Below are 13,864 nucleotides of genomic sequence, written 5' to 3'. Positions count from 1 at the left end.
TCTTCGGCTTGGTGAGCTCTTACCTCACCAACTACCTGATAGGACACAAGCTCCTCCATCAGCGGATTGCTCCCTTTCACCTTCCGGCTTACGGGGTATTAGCTCCGGTTTCCCGCAGTTGTCCCCCTCTGATGGATAGATTCTTATGCATTACTCACCCGTCCGCTACTCTCATACCCAAAAAATTAACCGAAGTCTCTTCCTCGAGTATTCCCGTCCAACTTGCATGTGTTAAGCACGCCGCCAGCGTTTATCCTGAGCCAGGATCAAACTCTCCAAAAAAATTGATTGAGTTGCACTAGCGTTTATGAACTCGTCTCTTTTCACTTTTCATGGTGCCGTCGCCGAACGCCTTGCTCGAGCGACAAAGGGAAATATACCACGTTCCTCGGAGTCTGACAAGTCCCTTTTAAAAAGTTTATTTTCTTCTTTCGACAGGTATAATATTGGCATATTATAACGGCTTTCATCTTTGCCGTGATAGGAGTAATGCATGAGCGCACACGATACCACAAACAACGAGCAAGATTTGCCGAAGCGGCGAAAGAAGGAGAGGCCGCCGAAGAAGCGCGGTTTTCTGGCCCGTTTCTTCATTTTCTTTGCGTCCTTTCTGCTGTTGGCAGTTGCTGTCGCTGCGGTGGGCGGCGCCGTTCTGGTCTATAACTTGTCGAAGGATCTGCCTTCCGACGATGAGATTTTGAGTTACCGGGCGAACGAGTCGTCGGCGGTGTACGATCGGAACGGGAAGCTGATTACGACTCTGTTCATCGAGGATCGGCAGCCGGTGAAGCTGAAGGACGTTTCTCGGGCGATGGTGATGTCGATTCTGGCGGCGGAGGATTCGGATTTCTATTCTCATAAGGGGATCCGGCCTTTGGCGATTTTTCGCTCTCTGGCGACCGGCGAGAAGGGGCAGGGAGCGAGCACGATTACCCAGCAGCTGGCCCGGAATCTGTTCCTTTCTTCCGAGAAGACGATGACCCGCAAGATCAAGGAGGCTATTCTGACCTTGCGGATGGAGCGGCTGTTCACGAAGGATTCTCTGCTGGAGACGTACCTGAACGCGATTTACTTCGGCCACGGGGCGTGGGGCATTGCGTCGGCGGCGCGTATGTACTTCGATACGACGGCGGATAAGCTGACGTTGTCCCAAGCGTCGGTGCTGGCCGGTCTGGTGGCTGCGCCTGAGCGGTACTCGCCGTTTAAGAGCCTCGAGCGCTCGAAGGTGCGGCAAGGGTACGTTTTGGGCCGGCTGGTCCAGCTGGGCTGGGTGACGCCGGAGGAGGCCGATGCGGCGAAGAAGGAGCCGTTGAAGCTGTCGTCGGTTCATGAGAAGTCGGCGGAACAGCACTACGAGGCGGCGCCGTATTTTGTGACGCACATTCTGTTTTCCCAGCTTCTGCCGACGTACGGGACCGATCAGGTGTATAAGAGCGGGATGCGGATTTTCACGACGTTGGACTTGGACCTGCAGCGGGCCGCCGAGGCGGCGATGGCGAAGCTGAAGCCGGAGGGCGCGTTGGTGGCTCTCGATCCCCGGACCGGCGAGGTTCTGGCGATGGTGGGCGGGAAGGATTTTTCCAAGACGAAGTTCAACCGGGCTACGCAGGCGTTCCGGCCGTGCGGTTCGGCGTTTAAGGCGTTCGTTTATACGGCGGCACTGCAGGCGGGGTTCCGGCCGAACGATCATATTCTCGACGAGCCGATCACGATATCATTGCCCCATCAGTACCCTCGCGTGTGGACGCCGCACAACTTTTCGCGGGAGTACGCGGGCGAGGAGACGCTGTTCAACGCTCTGGCCCACTCTCACAATACGCCGGCGGTCCGGCTGACTTGTCTGGTGGGCGCGAACAGCGTGGTGGATTTGGCCCGCAGTCTGGGCATTACGTCGCCTCACCTGATCCCCACTCTGTCGGTCGGCCTGGGCGTTTCGGCTGTGACGCCGCTGGAGATGGCGGAGGCGTTCGGCACTTTGGGCAATAAGGGCGTTCGGGCGACGCCGTATTTCGTTTCTCAGATACGCGCCAACGACGGGAAGCTGATTTACTCGGCGACGCCGAAGACGACTCAGGCGATTTCTCCCCAGCTGGCCGATATGGCCCGCTCTCTTCTTGAGACGGTGATGCTCTTCGGGACGGCGGGCGGCGGGCGAGTGCCCGGCTGGGCGTCGTTCGGCAAGACGGGGACGACGAACGATTACAGCGACGCGTGGTTCTGCGGCGGGCTTCCTAATTTGGTCTGCGTGGTCTACGCGGGCAACGACAACTATACGTCTCTGGGCCGTCAGGCCACGGGCGGCCATGTGGCTCTGCCGATTTGGAAGGCGTTTATGACCGAGGCGGCGAAGATTCTCAATCTGCCAAAGTCGTTCGGTCCCGCGGCGTCGGGGCTGAAGCTGGCGCGGCTGTCCCGGTCGACGGGCTTTCTTGCCGGCGATGGGGCTGCGGTGACGCTGTTGATGGACGCGAACGAGATTCCTTCTTCCCGCGGGCCGGCGGACGGCGATCTGCTGTCCAGTTCGACGGATCCCAACGCTCCTCGGCTGCTTCTGCTGCCGCAGGATCAGGAGCTGTTGACTTCGCTGCCGCAAATGCCTCAGCAGCCGATCGTGACGGCTGACGAGAAGACGATCGAGCAGACGGAAGCGCTGCCTGTGACGGTTGACAAGCCGAAGGTCGAGACGCCGAAGAGCATTGACGAACGGTACGAAGAACTGCTTCGCCAGTACGGCATTAAGCACTGATTACTGAAGAGGCCGGCCGCCGCTCCTAAGGGAGCGGCGGCCGGCCTCTTAATATGCTATCGCGTAAAAAAAGAGTCCCGGCAAATGCCGGAGCTCGATGAAGCTGAAACTAGTAGTTCTGGACTTCGACGCGGAAGTACGCCTGAGGATGTTTGCAGACCGGGCAGATCTTGGGAGCCTGTTTGCCGATGACCAGATGGCCGCAGTTGCCGCACTTCCAAAGCATGTCTTGGTCGCGGGAGAAGACGATGCCGTCTTTGACGCGCTCAAGCAGTTTGAGGTAGCGGGCTTCGTGAGCCTTTTCGATCTTGCCGACGCCCTCGAACAGCGCGGCGATTTGGGTGAAGCCTTCTTCGCGGGCTTCCTTGGCCATGGTGTCGTACATGTCGGTCCACTCGTAGTGCTCGCCGGCAGCGGCGTCACTCAGGTTGGTCGCGGTCTCAGGCACTTCGTTGCCCTCGTGAAGCAGCTTGAACCAAATCTTGGCGTGCTCCAGCTCGTTGCCGGAGGTTTCCTCGAACAGTTCGGCGATCTGCACGTATCCGTCTTTGCGCGCCTTGCTCGCGTAGTAGGTGTACTTGGCGTGTGCCTGGCTCTCGCCGGCGAACGCGGTCCGAAGGTTCTGTTCCGTCTTGGTGCCTTTCAGTTCTTTCAGGTCTCTCACAGGAATTCCCCCTCAATAATATTGGCAGCGGCTAACGGTCTACCCTCGCAAAAGCACGCCGCCCCCTCAGACGGCGCCTCGAATAGGCCAAGCCGATTACTTTATTAGGAATAATGACTGATTGAGCTCCTCTCGTTCAGAGAAAAAATACCGAACTTCACAGCTCAAAAGAAGGACGGCTCGGCGAGATGGAGGTCGAACATGATTTCCTGAGCCAGAAGCTCCACCGGCCGGTCTGTGCTGTCATAGATGCGGCACTTGAGTTTTTCCATAAGGACTTTGGCGTTTGTCAGCTCTTCGGTGATTCGCTCTAAGGACGCATAGGCGGCGCGCTGGGGATCGAGGCCCAGCAGGACGAGCCGCTGAGATCGAATTTCCCGAAGCCGCGAGGCTGATATGAGCAGGCCGACCCGCTTTTCGACCGGCACGTTCCAGACCCGTTCGTCCGGTTCGACGCCGGGCAAAAGGGGCACGTTGGCCACCGAGATCCCTTTGTTGGCCAAGAACAGGGACAGGGGCGTTTTGCCGGCTCGGGAGACTCCGAAGAGGACGATGTCGGCCTGCGGCAGCAGCTGAGGCGAACGGCCGTCGTCGCAGGCGATGGTGTACTCCATGGCTTTGACCCGCCTGAAGTAGGATTCGTCGACTTTGCGGAGCGTTCCCGGGCTTTGAATCGGGTGGGCGCCGCTGACCTGTTCGAGCGCGCCCAAGAGGGGCTGGAGCAGGTGAACGGCCGGAATGCCGGCCTCGTTCGCGGCGTCGAGCAGGGCCAGACGCACGTCGTCTTTTACGAGCGTGGAGACGATGAGCTTGGCGGACGATTCGGACGCTTTATGAACCGCGTCCCGCACTTTTTCGGCGGTCTGAACCTGCCGAAACGGCACGACGGCGACGTCGAGGCCGGGGAACTGGGCCAGAGCCGCCCGAAGCATGGCTTCCGCGGTTTCGCCCGATGAGTCCGAGACGAGACCGACGACCAGCGGCATGTTACTTACCGGCCCGGCTCAAGTCGCCCACGAGGCTGAACAGCCGGTCGCAGTGCAGGAGAAGGGCCAGCCGGTTGTCCCTGACGGCCGCGTCGTCGTCCATGACCATGACTTGGTCGAAAAACGCGGCGACTGCTGGGGCAAGGCCGGCAAGACGCTCCATCAGGTCGTTCCAGCGGCACTCCGCCACGTCCTGGGCGATTGGCTCCCGAAGGGTTTCAACGGCGTTCCACAGGCCTTTTTCCGCGTCGATTTTGAACAGCTGTGCGTCGACGGTTTCGGGACGGGACGGCGCTTTGGCCAGTATGTTTTTCACCCGGCCGGCGGCTTCCCGAAGGCCGGCGAACCACGCCTGAGCGCTCACCGAGCTGTACGCTTTGAGCAGGCACAGCTCCTGCCACGGGTTGGAGCCTTCCGCGTCGGCGGCCAGAGCGACTAAGTCGTGAGGGAAGCCCTGCTCTTTCAGCTGGCCGAACGTCCGGCTGGCGACGTATTCGCGCAGCGACTTTTGGGCCTCTTCGTCCAAGCTGAGGGTGCGGCACGCTTCGTCAAGGGCTTTGCCCATGTCGAGGTCGATTTTCAGGGCCCAGAGGATTTCGTTGACGCAGCGAACCGCCCGACGCAGGCCGTACGGGTCCTGAGATCCGGACGGACGGAAGCCGAGCTTGTAGGCGCCGACCATGGAGAAGATTCGCTCGGCCAGCCCGACCAACGCGCCGACGATGTCCGTCGGAACTTTGTCGCCCGCTGAGCGGGGCAGGTACTGCTCTTCCAACGCGAGGGCAACCCGCGGGTCTTCGCCGTTTTCCTTGGCGTAAGCCCGGCCCATGACGCCCTGCAGTTCGGGGAACTCGCCGACCATCTGGGTGATCAGGTCCGTCTTGGAGAGCTGGGCGGCTCTCTGGACGAGCGTTTTTTCAGCGCCGAGGTTCAGCTGATCGGCCAGCCAGACGGCATAGCCGGTCATCCACTGGGTTTTGTCGTAGACCGAGCCGAGTTTTTCTTGATAAACGACCTGTTTCAGCCCATCAAGCCGGGCGCTCAGCGGCTTTTTCAGGTCTTCCTGCCAGAAGAACGCGGCGTCTTCCAGCCTGGCGCGAAGGACCCGTTCGTTGCCTTCCCGAATGAGGTCCATGGTGGCGGGCTTGTTGTTGCTGACGCCGACGAACATGGCCATGAGCTTGCCCGACGAGGAACGGACCGGGAAGTACTTCTGGTTGACTTTCATCGAGGTGATGAGGACTTCTTCCGGAAGGAGCAGGTACTTGGGGTCGAACTTTCCGGCAAACGGCACGGGGTACTCGACCAAGTAGAGGTTCTCTTCCACAAGGCCGTCTTCCAGTTCGACTGTGCCGCCGAGCTCCCGCTCGATCGAGGCGATGGCCGCGAGCATTTTTTCGCGCCGCTTCTCTTGGTCGACGATGACCGACTGGTCGTACAGGACGGAGAGATAGCTTGCCGCGTCGGGCACTTCGACAGCGCTGCAGCCCATGAAGCGGTGTCCGCGGGTCACACGACCGCTCTTGACACCGCTGAGCTCAACGGGAATAACTTTGTCGCCCAGCAGGCACAGAATCCAGCGAATAGGCCGGGCAAAGCGGACCGTCGGGTCGCTCCAGAACATGTTCTTAGGGAAGACGAGCTTTCCCGCTACCCGGGTGAGCAGGGCCGGAAGGACTTCTTCGACCGGCAGGCCGGAAGCCGATTTCTGGGCGAACGCGTAGTCGACGTTGCCGGAGGGCTTGCGAATCAGGTCCGAGACGTCGACGCCCCGGCTTTTGGCAAAGCCTTCGGCGGCGCGGGTTGGGTATCCGTTGACGTCGAAGCAGTTTTTCCACGCCGGGCCTTTGAACTCCTCGCACAGGTCGTCCTGGCGGTCAGGAACGTCCCGAAGAAACAGGACGAGCCGCCGGGGCGTGCCGTAGGTGTCGACGCGGCGGACACGGATCCGCTCTTTTTCGAGCTCGTCAGCTGCGGCGGCTTTGAGGGCAGCCAGAGCGTCGGTCATAAAGCGGGCGGGAATTTCCTCAGTTCCGATTTCAAAAACAAGATCTTTAGCCATCTTCGGTTCCCCCTAGAACTTGCCCTTCAACGGATATCCCATTTCCCGGCGCTGAGCGGCGTACGCCTCACAGCAGGACGACGCGAGAGACCGTATCCGCGCGATGTACCCTACCCGCTGGGTGACGCTGATGGCGCCTCGGGCGTCCAGCAGGTTGAACATGTGGGAGCACTTGAGCGCGTAGTCCCACGCCGGAAGGACGAGCCCGCGCTCGCACAGCCTGTGGCATTCCTTTTCGAACATGCCGAAGACGTTCATCAGCATGGACACGTCGGCAAACTCGAAGTTGTAGGTGGAGTGCTCGACTTCGCCCTGTCGGTGGACGTCGCCGTAGGTGAGCGAGTCGTTCCACGCCAAGTCGTACACGTTGTCCACTTTTTGGACGAACATGGCGATCCGCTCCAAGCCGTAGGTGATTTCCGCCGGGACGGCCTGCATGTCGACGCCGCCGACCTGCTGGAAGTAGGTGAACTGGGTGATCTCCATGCCGTCGAGCCAGACTTCCCAGCCAAGGCCCCACGCGCCGACTGTGGCGCCTTCCCAGTCGTCTTCGACAAAGCGAATGTCGTGCTCCATCGGGTCAATTCCCACGGCAGCCAGGCTGCCAAGGTAGAGTTCCTGCACGTTTTCCGGCGCTGGTTTGAGGATGACCTGATACTGGTAGTAGTGCTGAAGCCGGTTGGGGTTCTCGCCGTACCGGCCGTCAGCAGGCCGCCGGCTCGGCTCGACGTAGGCCACTTTCCACGGCTCTGGCCCGATGACCCGAAGAGACGTTGCCGGGTTCATCGTCCCGGCGCCGACTTCGACGTCGTACGGCTGGCGAATCACGCAGCCCTGCTGGGCCCAATAGCGCGTAAGCCTTGCGATGATTTCCTGAAAGTTCATTTCCGTCCTCCCGCGTCTAACGATTGAGTTCAAAAAAATGTTCCATCCATTCAGCTATTTTTTCCGCGTCGTTTCCCCGTCCGGCCAGTTCTTCCGGCGGCTGAGCCGACGGGCTTCTGACGTACCCGCCGAAGCCGGCGATGTCGGCCGCCGTTTCAGCGCCGCAGGCCGGGCAAACCGGGCCGGCGTCGGTTAAGCCGACTTTCCCCGCCGGGTCGCCGCAGAGCGAACACCGTTCCAATTCCGGGGCCATACCCCAGTCGTCAAGCCACCGCCACAAAAAACGGACGGATACCACGCCGGGCGGCGCGCCGCCGACGAGGGCAGCAGTGCTCCAGTAAAGCAGCGGCAGCAGAGAGTCGTACGGGAATCCCCGCAGCAGGTTCCGGCTCAGCAGGCTGCACCAGTGAAGGGCCTGACGGCAGGCGTTTGGCATGGAGCGAAGTTTCCAGAAGTCTTCCTTCACTTCCGCTTCCCGCAGGTAGACGTCGGTCCGCGTCCGCTGGAGCTGATACGCGCCCCAGACGAGCGGTTCGGCGGCGCCGCCGAAGCGGACTGAGCCGCGCGACGCGCCGGGCAGGCGGACCCACAGCGGGCCGGACGAGCGCAGGAACAGAAGAACACTCGCGTTCCCTTCCGACGTGACGAGCCGGCGAAGCACGACGCCGGTGCGCTTCATCAGGCGCTGGGACGGCAGTTCGGGGATTACTCCCCGTAGCCCAGCCGTCGGAGTTCCCTTTCTGAGTCGCGCCAGTCCTGACTGACTTTGACCCACAGGTCGAGAAACACTTTATGGCCGGTGAGGCGCTCCAGTTCCTTCCGCGCGGCCGAGCCGACGGCCCGAATCATTCTGCCTCCGGTGCCCAACAGAATGGCCCGCTGCCCCGGACGCTCAACGTAGACTGTGGCTCGGATCAGCAGATCCGTCCGGTCCGGGTATTCGTCCGGAGACTTGTACTCGTCAATTTCGACCGCCAAGCTGTGAGGGACTTCCTCTTCGGTCATCTCCATGGCCTTGCCTCGGATAATTTCCGCGGCGAGAAAGCGCTCCGGCCGGTCGGTCACCTGATCGTCCGGATACAGAGGAACCCCCTCAGGAAGGTACGATTTGACGGTCTGGAGCAAAAGTTCCCGGTGAGTGCCGTCTCTGGCCGACACGGGAATGGCGTCCCGGATGTCCAGCTCTTTCTGAAACAGGCTGATGACCGGCAGTATTTTTTCACGGGAACCCGGCAGGTCAACTTTGTTGACGCACAGAATAACCGGCGTTTTTGTCTCTTTCAGGCGGCCGATGATCGTCCTGTTCTCGGACCAGAACGGCCGATCGTCGATCGTCACCACGTACAAGATGACGTCCGCCTCGTCCAGCGCTTCGAGCGCCCGGTCGACGAGCCGCTCGCCCAGCCGATGCTCCGGCTCGTGAACTCCCGGCGTGTCGACGAAAACGATCTGACAGTCCTCGTCGTTGTACAGACCGAGAATGGCGTCTCTGGTGGTCTGAGGCTTGGGCGTGACGACCGAGAGCCGGAAGTCCAACAGTCGGTTGACCAGCGATGACTTGCCCACGTTGGGCCGGCCGGCCAGCGCGGCGACGCCGGATTTAAACGGCTTATTCACCGTCTGAGCCCTCGTGGCGGCGGGTGAAGATGACTTCGGTAATTCGGTGATCTTCAAGTTCGGTCACTTCGACGTCCCAGTCCGGAAGGCTGATGGTATCTCCCTGTCGGGGGAAGTTGCCGAATTGGTCCAGCACAAAGCCGCCCACCGTGTCGACCTCTTCGGACTCAAACGGGTACTCCACCGCTTTGCCGAAGTCTTCCAAGCACACGGTGCCCTGAACTCGGTATTTGCCGTCGCCGATTTTCTCCACCGGCGTTTTCTCTTGGTCGTATTCGTCCTGAATTTCGCCGACGATCTCTTCAAGCATGTCTTCCAGCGTGACGAGTCCGGCCGTTCCGCCGTACTCGTCCACGGCGATGGCCAGATGAACCCGCTGGCTTCTCATGATGCTGAACAGGTCCTGCAGCTTCATCGTCTCAGGGACGAATAGCGGCTTGCGCATGATCGCGGCGAGCGTGACGGCTTCTCCTTTGTGCAGGAGCGCCAGCAGGTCCTTGACGTACAGTATGCCGACGATGTTGTCCGGCGTGTCCTCGTAGACGGGGATCCGCGACCGGCCGCACTGGCCGGCGAACTCCACCACCTCATCGATGGAATCGGTGGCTTCCAGCAGGTCCATGTCGGTTCGAGGAACCATGACTTCGGAAACGCGGGTCTCCTCAAACGAGATGATCCCGTCGATCATGCGCCGCTCGTCCGCTTCCAAGACGCCCGAAGCCTCGCCGATTTTGACGACCTGTTCGATCTCTTCTCGAGTTACCAGCGAGTTTTCCAAGGTCATGTTGACCCGGAAGACGGCGCTCAGGAGCTTGACGATCCACGTCATGAGCCACACAAAGGGCATGAGCACGAGACAGGTCAGCCGCACGATGGGCAGCAGGAACGGCAGAGCGGACGCCGGCCGAACCAGCGCAATGCTCTTGGGGAGCGCCTCGCCCAAAATGACGATCAGCATGGTCATGACGACCACAGCCCAGTAGGCCCCGCCGAAGGGGGCAAGCCGGGCCGCGATGACCGCGCCGACGGTGGTCGCCGCGATGTTCACCAGATTGTTGGCGATGAGAATCGTCGTGAGAACCTGCTGCCGCTGGTTGATGACCCAGTCGACGAACCGGCCGACAAACGGGTGGTCTTCCTTGATTGACAGCAGTTTTGCCGGGCTGGCGGAGGTGATCGCCGTTTCAGCGCCGCTGTAAAGGGCCGAGAAAACGAGCAGCACCAGCACGAGGCCGCATTGATGGGGTATGTCGCCTGACATGACTCATCCTTCCTTAACGCAAGCGCCTGCGCGCTCGAGAATACGTTGCCTGTATCGTTCCTGAACGGCCCACATGGCCGCCCGGCGCTCTTCGGTGTCATGATCCCACGCGATGAGGTGAAGTGCTCCGTGGGCCAGCAGAAGCGCCAGTTCTGACTGGACGGACGTTCCGGCCGCGGCGGCGTTGGCATCCAAGACCGGACGGCAGAACACCAGATCCCCCAACGGGAGCACGCCGCCTGCCGGCGGCAGTTCCAGATGCCCGTCGTTCTCCCACAGCGGGAACGACAGCACGTCGGTGGGCCGGTTCTCGCCTCGGTACTGGCCATTCAAGGCCGCCATGGCCTCTTCGTCCAAGAACTGAAGCGATATTTCAAGCTCGTCCCAACCGCTGCTTTCTGGAAAATTTTCCCGGTACAGCTCTTCGAGAACGCAGCTCAGGTCGCCCTGATGAGACGCCAGCCACTCTTCTAAGAGGCCGCCGGCTTCTGATTTTTCCCACGCAAGGCTGACTTTCACGAGTTTGGCCCCTTTTCTTTCGGCGACTCGGCGGCCTGACCGGCCGACGGAGTCTTTTCAGCTTTTTCGGCCTTCTCCGCTTTTTCCGTTGGGCTGCCTTTTTTGCCCCGATCCGGCTCGATGGGCTTGATGTCTCTGGTATGGTACATTGACCGGAGGGTTTCGAGCATTGATTCCTTGACTTCGGTCAGCTCTTTCAGCGTGAACGGCACGTTGTCCAGCTGGCCGGCGTCAATCTTTGACGCGACGACGCTCTCGATGAGGGACTGAAGGTCTGACAGCCGCTGAATCGACCGGCTCGCCCCTCTTGCCGACGCCTCAACCGAGTCGGCCAGCATCAAAAGGGCCGTCTCGCGGGTCTGAGGCTTGGGTCCCGGGTAGCAGAACTGGTCAATCTGCGGGTTTTCTCCGTCCTTCAGAGCCTTCTTGTAAAAATACGTTAAACAGGTCGTGCCGTGGTGTTCAGGGATAAAGTCCCGAAGCCGCATGGGCAGGTGATATTCCTCGGCCATTTCAAGCCCGTCTTTCACGTGAGACAGGATGATGAGGGCTGACATGGTGGGCGTCAAGGTATCGTGAGCGTTGACGCCTGAAAGTTGGTTTTCGATGAAGTACTGGGGCCGGCGGAGCTTGCCAATATCGTGGAACGATGCCCCAGCCCGCAGCAAGAGCGGGTTCAGACCAATGCGCTCGGCCGCGGCTTCGGCGATGTTGCCCACCATCTGCGTGTGGTGGTACGTGCCGGGGGCCTCCATCTGAAGCCGCCGCAGAAGCGGGTGGCTCGGGTGGGTCAACTCCATCAGGCGCAGCGGCGAGAGGACGTCGAATACCGCTTCGACCACCGGCAAGGTGACGACCGTAGCGGTGCTGAGCAGGAAGACGGCGATCAGCGAAACGCCGAAGGTCTTGACGTCCATTTGACTGCTGAGCCCAACGGCTAAGAAGGAGTTCATCACCACGATCGAGACGCCCAGCGCGGTCAGACGCAAAAAGAGCAGGAGCCGGGAGAAGCGCCCTTTGAACAGGTTCAGGCTGAACAGGGACGCGAACGCGCCTGAAATGACGCTCATCACAAACGAACTGCTTGCCGTCCCGCTGGTGATTACGGCGCCGGAAATGGAAATAGAAAGGGCCAAGTGGATTGCCACGAGGTCGGGCTCGGTAAGGAACACAAAAGCGATCATCGGCAGGACGCCCAAGCTCACGATCCCAAACTGCAGGCCGAAGATCTCGGTAAACCACGTGATAGCCATCAGCGACAGCATAAAAGCCCAGCTTCCCTGAGTGCTGTCAGCGCCGTGGTGAATCACCGAGAGGTCCGCGATGCGCCCGATCCAGAGCGTGGCGAGGAACGACGCCACCATCGCCATGACGATGCTGCCCCAAGGGAGCGTTCCTTCCGGGTATCCCTGAGCCTTTAAAAGCGCCGCGATCTGTTTGGTGACTACCTCGCCCTGCAGAACGATGGTGTCGCCGGGGAAAATCTTTCGGTGAACTGTGGGCACGCTGCTGGCGGCCAAGTCGCGCAGCCGGTCGGTCATCGCTTGGCTGGCCATTGCGTCGTTTTCTGTCAGCTCAAGAAGCAGCTGAAACGCCAAGTTCGCCAGAGCCGGATCCGGCTCTAGGATTTCCATTCTCTGCCAAATCAGCTCGTCCTTGCGCTCCGGAGTCAAGAACTGGTTGCGGTTGATGTCGTCGCGAATTGAACGGACGACCGCCAGCAGGTTTTCCCGCTTGTCCAGCGTCAGCCCGTCGATCACGGAGCGAAGCTCGGGCGACAGGAAGGTGTCGGACGACGGGTTGTTCAGCAGAGTTTGATACTCGGACTGGAAACCTTCCTCGGTGTTCATCCGCCCCTGAACGGAAGCGCCGATAATGCTCTGACGCACCTGCTCCTGCAGCTTTCGTGTGGCTTCCGGGTCGTCGTAGGTCATTTCAGTCAGGGCGTAGAACGTGACAGGGGCCGGCAGACCGACCGAAAACGACCACTTGGCGTCGATAATGCTCCAGCGAAGCGCCACGGCCCCTAAGGCGATGCCCATGGCGATGCCGAACGGCAAGAACGCGAAAAGCCCCCGGCGGAAGAACAGAAGGGCCTGCAAAATCCGGCGGCGCAGAGAACGATACTCGATCATGAATGGCTCTCCTGAGCGGCGTCGTAGCGCTCGTATGCCGCGACGACCCGCTGAACGATCTCGTGGCGAACCACGTCTTCCTGGCTCAGGTGGACAAAGGCGACGTCCGGCACGTCGGCCAGCACGTCGCACACCACTTTCAGCCCCGATTGGCGGCCGCCCGGCAGGTCGACCTGAGTCAGGTCGCCGGTGACGACGACCCTCGAGCCGAACCCGGTGCGGGTGAGGAACATTTTCATCTGTTCGGGCGTTGTGTTCTGGGCTTCGTCGAGAATGATAAAGCTCTCGTTGAGAGTCCGGCCGCGCATGTAAGCCAACGGAGCGATCTCAATGACGCCTTTGTCGGCCAAGCGGGAGAAACGCTCCGGCGATAGGAGCTCAAAGAAGGCGTCGTACAGCGGCCTCAAGTAGGGCTCGACCTTTTCCCGAAGGTCGCCGGGCAAAAAGCCGAGGCTTTCTCCGGCCTCCACGGCCGGGCGGACGAGGATGATCCGGGAAACGTTTTTCTCCCTCAGCTGGCGCACTGCCTCACAGACGGCCAGATAGGTCTTGCCCGTGCCGGCCGGGCCGATTCCGAACGTGATGGTGTTGTCGGCCATTGCCCGAAGGTACGCCTTCTGTCCCGCCGTTTTTACCCGGATAGGCTTCCCTCGGTAGGTCAGGCACACCGTTTCCTGCCACAGCGACATCAGGTCGACCGATCCCCTTCGGTCCACCTGATCTGCCGCGTAACGAACGATTTCCGGCGTAATGGACGCCCCGCCTTCCCCCGCCTTGATCAGCTGGGAGAGAACCGTCCGGGCGCGGGACGTCCCTTCGTCGTCATTGCCTGTCAAAAAGAACTCACCGTCCCGGTAAACCAGTTCGGCGTCGTACCGCCGCTCCAGCTCTCGGAGATACTCTTCCCGCGGGCCGGCGATCTTCCGGGCCACCGACGTCAGAGGACAGCTGACCGTCAGGGCCCGTTCGGTTTCCTGCTTCAAGCCCTC

General features: G+C 60.7%; 12 protein-coding genes and 1 other annotated feature. Of the genes, 1 reads left to right on the top strand and 11 read right to left on the bottom strand.

Features of this window, described 5'->3' with window-relative positions; genetic code table 11:
- Nucleotides 1-155 (bottom strand) — a sequence feature (16S ribosomal RNA rRNA prediction is too short).
- A 175-nt stretch (nucleotides 156-330) separates the two neighbouring features.
- Entirely contained in the window at nucleotides 331-594 is a 264-nt protein-coding gene (locus JONANDRAFT_RS08225) for a hypothetical protein (RefSeq protein ID WP_172633441.1), read from the bottom strand.
- Nucleotides 595-616: 22 nt separating this feature from the next.
- Here JONANDRAFT_RS08225 and JONANDRAFT_RS01415 point away from each other — a divergent pair, with 22 nt between their 5' ends.
- Entirely contained in the window at nucleotides 617-2,746 is a 2,130-nt protein-coding gene (locus JONANDRAFT_RS01415) for a transglycosylase domain-containing protein (RefSeq protein WP_233417409.1), read from the top strand.
- Nucleotides 2,747-2,855: 109 nt separating this feature from the next.
- On the opposite strand, the gene rbr is transcribed toward JONANDRAFT_RS01415, so the two are convergent.
- The 10 genes from rbr to JONANDRAFT_RS01365 form a co-directional block, all read right to left on the bottom strand.
- A complete protein-coding gene (gene rbr, locus JONANDRAFT_RS01410) occupies nucleotides 2,856-3,410 on the bottom strand; it encodes a rubrerythrin (protein ID WP_008522232.1) in 555 nt (184 codons plus the stop codon).
- A gap of 164 nt (nucleotides 3,411-3,574) precedes the next feature.
- Nucleotides 3,575-4,396, bottom strand: a complete 822-nt coding sequence (locus JONANDRAFT_RS01405; protein ID WP_008522230.1) for a pyruvate, water dikinase regulatory protein — start codon at nucleotides 4,394-4,396, stop codon at nucleotides 3,575-3,577.
- Between the two features lies 1 nt (nucleotide 4,397).
- Nucleotides 4,398-6,458: a glycine--tRNA ligase subunit beta gene (gene glyS, locus JONANDRAFT_RS01400; RefSeq protein WP_008522498.1), complete on the bottom strand. Its 2,061-nt coding sequence runs from the start codon at nucleotides 6,456-6,458 to the stop codon at nucleotides 4,398-4,400.
- Between the two features lie 12 nt (nucleotides 6,459-6,470).
- Nucleotides 6,471-7,343, bottom strand: a complete 873-nt coding sequence (locus JONANDRAFT_RS01395) for a glycine--tRNA ligase subunit alpha (protein ID WP_008522226.1) — start codon at nucleotides 7,341-7,343, stop codon at nucleotides 6,471-6,473.
- A gap of 16 nt (nucleotides 7,344-7,359) precedes the next feature.
- Nucleotides 7,360-8,022 carry a DNA repair protein RecO gene (gene recO, locus JONANDRAFT_RS01390; protein ID WP_008522224.1) on the bottom strand — a complete coding sequence of 221 codons (663 nt, stop codon included), beginning with the start codon at nucleotides 8,020-8,022 and terminating at the stop codon, nucleotides 7,360-7,362.
- A 26-nt stretch (nucleotides 8,023-8,048) separates the two neighbouring features.
- Nucleotides 8,049-8,960 (bottom strand): GTPase Era, encoded by a 912-nt coding sequence (era, locus tag JONANDRAFT_RS01385; RefSeq protein WP_008522222.1) that lies wholly within the window; start codon nucleotides 8,958-8,960, stop codon nucleotides 8,049-8,051.
- On the bottom strand, nucleotides 8,953-10,221 hold the full coding sequence (locus JONANDRAFT_RS01380; protein WP_008522497.1) for a hemolysin family protein: 1,269 nt from the start codon (nucleotides 10,219-10,221) through the stop codon (nucleotides 8,953-8,955). Before JONANDRAFT_RS01380 ends, era begins: the two co-directional genes overlap by 8 nt.
- A gap of 3 nt (nucleotides 10,222-10,224) precedes the next feature.
- Nucleotides 10,225-10,740 carry an rRNA maturation RNase YbeY gene (ybeY, locus tag JONANDRAFT_RS01375; RefSeq protein ID WP_008522496.1) on the bottom strand — a complete coding sequence of 172 codons (516 nt, stop codon included), beginning with the start codon at nucleotides 10,738-10,740 and terminating at the stop codon, nucleotides 10,225-10,227.
- The gene (locus JONANDRAFT_RS01370) at nucleotides 10,737-12,875 is read right to left on the bottom strand and encodes an HD family phosphohydrolase (protein WP_008522495.1); all 2,139 of its coding nucleotides are present in this window, start codon (nucleotides 12,873-12,875) and stop codon (nucleotides 10,737-10,739) included. Before JONANDRAFT_RS01370 ends, ybeY begins: the two co-directional genes overlap by 4 nt.
- Nucleotides 12,872-13,858 carry a PhoH family protein gene (locus tag JONANDRAFT_RS01365; protein ID WP_008522494.1) on the bottom strand — a complete coding sequence of 329 codons (987 nt, stop codon included), beginning with the start codon at nucleotides 13,856-13,858 and terminating at the stop codon, nucleotides 12,872-12,874. Before JONANDRAFT_RS01365 ends, JONANDRAFT_RS01370 begins: the two co-directional genes overlap by 4 nt.
- Nucleotides 13,859-13,864 lie beyond the last annotated feature (6 nt).

The sequence above is a fragment of the Jonquetella anthropi DSM 22815 genome (assembly GCF_000237805.1).
In the GTDB taxonomy this organism is placed as follows: domain Bacteria; phylum Synergistota; class Synergistia; order Synergistales; family Dethiosulfovibrionaceae; genus Jonquetella; species Jonquetella anthropi.
Note: the sequence above shows the minus strand (reverse complement) of the source record. Positions and strands in the feature narration are given on the sequence as shown.

Bases quoted from the DNA above. Each gene is read 5' to 3' on its own strand.
- JONANDRAFT_RS01380 (WP_008522497.1), bottom strand. From the start codon at position 10,221: ATGTCAGGCGACATACCCCATCAATGCGGCCTCGTGCTGGTGCTGCTC.
- JONANDRAFT_RS01370 (WP_008522495.1), bottom strand. From the start codon at position 12,875: ATGATCGAGTATCGTTCTCTGCGCCGCCGGATTTTGCAGGCCCTTCTG.
- JONANDRAFT_RS01395 (WP_008522226.1), bottom strand. From the start codon at position 7,343: ATGAACTTTCAGGAAATCATCGCAAGGCTTACGCGCTATTGGGCCCAG.
- JONANDRAFT_RS01405 (WP_008522230.1), bottom strand. From the start codon at position 4,396: ATGCCGCTGGTCGTCGGTCTCGTCTCGGACTCATCGGGCGAAACCGCG.
- glyS (WP_008522498.1), bottom strand. From the start codon at position 6,458: ATGGCTAAAGATCTTGTTTTTGAAATCGGAACTGAGGAAATTCCCGCC.
- JONANDRAFT_RS08225 (WP_172633441.1), bottom strand. From the start codon at position 594: ATGAAGAAACGGGCCAGAAAACCGCGCTTCTTCGGCGGCCTCTCCTTC.
- recO (WP_008522224.1), bottom strand. From the start codon at position 8,022: ATGAAGCGCACCGGCGTCGTGCTTCGCCGGCTCGTCACGTCGGAAGGG.